General features: G+C 36.3%; 3 protein-coding genes. 2 read left to right on the top strand and 1 reads right to left on the bottom strand.

Annotated features, from left to right (window positions below; all coding sequences use genetic code 11):
* Nucleotides 1-20: 20 nt before the first annotated feature.
* Nucleotides 21-440: a DUF5348 domain-containing protein gene (locus ACFSVM_RS25735; RefSeq protein WP_379265412.1), complete on the top strand. Its 420-nt coding sequence runs from the start codon at nucleotides 21-23 to the stop codon at nucleotides 438-440.
* Nucleotides 441-484: 44 nt separating this feature from the next.
* Here ACFSVM_RS25735 and ACFSVM_RS25730 read toward each other — a convergent pair whose 3' ends face one another.
* A complete protein-coding gene (locus tag ACFSVM_RS25730; RefSeq protein ID WP_379265410.1) occupies nucleotides 485-688 on the bottom strand; it encodes a hypothetical protein in 204 nt (67 codons plus the stop codon).
* Nucleotides 689-1,037: 349 nt separating this feature from the next.
* On the opposite strand from ACFSVM_RS25730, the gene ACFSVM_RS25725 reads away from it, so the two are divergent.
* Complete coding sequence (locus ACFSVM_RS25725) at nucleotides 1,038-1,916, top strand: DUF6236 family protein (RefSeq protein ID WP_379265408.1); 879 nt, start codon at nucleotides 1,038-1,040, stop codon at nucleotides 1,914-1,916.
* The last annotated feature ends 6 nt before the right edge of the window (nucleotides 1,917-1,922 follow it).

Below are 1,922 nucleotides of genomic sequence, written 5' to 3'. Positions count from 1 at the left end.
TAACTTGTAGGAGGGGTATTATGGCTACAATTGAACAGAAAGAAATACTTAAAGAAGCAAATAAATTAAAGAGCTCAATCGGAACTTTTATCAAAAGAGTTGTTAAAGCTGAGGAGAACTGGACAGAGGTATATGACTCTAAACAACCAGAAGAAATGTATACCCGTAATATGATTGAACTGGCAGCCTACAAGTTACAGGACACCTATGATCTGTTCGATTATCTCTTTAGACCTGTTAAAATCGAAGGTAATTTGCAACGGTCTAGCTCGGGAAGATATACAATTCCGGGTTTAGGGTATGACTTAACAAGTGGTATGGTAATTGAATTTCTCGATAACGAGCAATGGGTGAGGGCAAGGATTGAACATAAAATGGATTATTACATTTATGGTTATCCAGATATTCCGCTTCAAGGATTACAAATTAGAATAAAATAAATATTAAGTCCCCCTGGATAACTACATAGTCAGGGGGACTTGCTTTAACCAGCATATTTAAAAGTACAAACTCCACGCGCGTAACGCTCATCCTTTATCTTGATGGTATACTCCGTTATATCCTCGATTACACCACTACCAATAAGCTCGCTATTGATAAACACGACGATAGGCGTACGCTCCATTTGTGCAGTGTAAAAGTGGATATCGGTGGTTAAAGGTTTCATACTCCGATCTTTCTTCTTCATGAGACACCCCTTTCTATTTTCAAATATTACCATGCTATATAAAACAGAAAAAGCCCGAGGTTTCCCCCGGACTTCAGAAATTTATTAATGAGTCTAGGCTGTATAAAACCAACGTATGTAGGAGCATTACCAAAAGGAGATACCTACTCAGTGCCCCAGTTATATCTACATCAGTTTCCCTATCTCAGTTGAATTATAAACTATACTATGACGACTTGTATGATGAGCTCAGTATGAATTGTGCATTATGAAATCTAAATTGTACCTTGTTTACACCAAATAGAAGTATAATTATGTTGTTTTTGTATAATTTGTGTAGATAACTATCTGGAGGTGTCGATTTATCAAAATGAAAAGAGGAATTATTGTCACTCCCCCATTCGATCATAAAGAAGTAGAAGATGGTTTTCATTCCATAAAAACTGGTGGAGGATTCGATCCGTCTAAACTTAGAGAGTATCTATTTTATTGGGATCAAATTAATATTATTCAACATCCGGCAATAACAATTGACTGCGGGCCGGAGGTAGAATCCTTACTGAAAGAAAATATAGTATCTTATGCTAAAAACGCGAATGTTAGATCTTTCTCTAAGCACGACCTAGGACCATACTATATTCAAACACAAGCAGATACCTATCAATATTTGAACACCAACGACGACAGTACTTTATGGTCTATCGCTCAACCTTACGGAGAATTAATTCTTCCAGAAGGTTATTATAAACAAGCTCCCGTAACACAAATAGAATTAGTAAACTTATTACCCTTCCCTTCAGAAGAAGTTCACCTAGATGATATACTTGAATTTAAATTAAAAAGATACTCAGAGCTAATTGCAATTAGACACGCAATGGAGGATTTCTATCTAGAAATAATCAATTCTAATGATATTCCACTTTCTAAAACAAGGGCGATTGAGAAAATAGAAACCACAGTTAAAGATATAAACCGGGTAATTGATGAAAAGAAGATGAAAAAGTTTTTTTCATCTGTAAAGGTATCGTTAGATTCAATTGACAAGATTGATGCGGCACAACTGTTTACGGCAGGAGCCGTGATGGGAGCTAAGATACATCTTTTTGACACTAGCCTAGCTGAAGGTATGCTCGATTTAGCAGCTCCTTTTCTTACAATTGGGCAAAAACTTCTAGCTCGACCAAATCACGTCTCTCCCGAGCACAAGGATTTTGCTTATTTGTATAACGCCATTAGAGATTTTAGGTAAAATAAG

The organism is Paenibacillus shunpengii, from assembly GCF_042684905.1.
GTDB lineage: Bacteria > Bacillota > Bacilli > Paenibacillales > Paenibacillaceae > Paenibacillus > Paenibacillus shunpengii.
The sequence above is the reverse complement of the archived record's forward strand: the minus strand, read 5'-3'. Positions and strand labels throughout refer to the sequence as shown.

Coding starts and splice junctions, on each gene's coding strand:
- ACFSVM_RS25735 (WP_379265412.1), top strand. CDS start 21: ATGGCTACAATTGAACAGAAAGAAATACTTAAAGAAGCAAATAAATTA.
- ACFSVM_RS25730 (WP_379265410.1), bottom strand. CDS start 688: ATGAAGAAGAAAGATCGGAGTATGAAACCTTTAACCACCGATATCCAC.
- ACFSVM_RS25725 (WP_379265408.1), top strand. CDS start 1,038: ATGAAAAGAGGAATTATTGTCACTCCCCCATTCGATCATAAAGAAGTA.